General features: G+C 54.0%; 1 protein-coding gene. It reads left to right on the top strand.

Annotation, left to right across the window (positions count from 1 at the left end; translation table 11 throughout):
• Positions 1-272: guanyl-specific ribonuclease (locus tag AAEZ06_RS27300; protein WP_350617227.1), on the top strand; the 272-nt coding region annotated here is incomplete at both ends.

The following is a 272-nucleotide window of genomic DNA, read 5'->3' as shown; positions in this document are numbered from 1 at the left end:
CTTCCTCTATAGCAGCGGGTCAAGCACAGACGTCAGCCATTACTGGTGATGCACAGATTGACACTACCATTGCGCTGATAAAGCAAGGCGGGCCGTTTCCCTATCCAAATAAAGATGGCACGACGTTCTATAATCGCGAAGGCCTACTACCTGCTCAGTCGCAAGGCTACTATCACGAATATACCGTCCCTACCCCTGGCGTTTCTCATCGCGGGGCGCGGCGCATTGTCACCGGTGGCAACCCGCCGACCAGTTATTATTTGACGGTGGAC

This window comes from Pseudomonas sp. HY7a-MNA-CIBAN-0227 (assembly GCF_040310325.1).
Classification (GTDB): domain Bacteria; phylum Pseudomonadota; class Gammaproteobacteria; order Pseudomonadales; family Pseudomonadaceae; genus Aquipseudomonas.
This window is presented reverse-complemented; position numbering and strand designations above follow the sequence as displayed.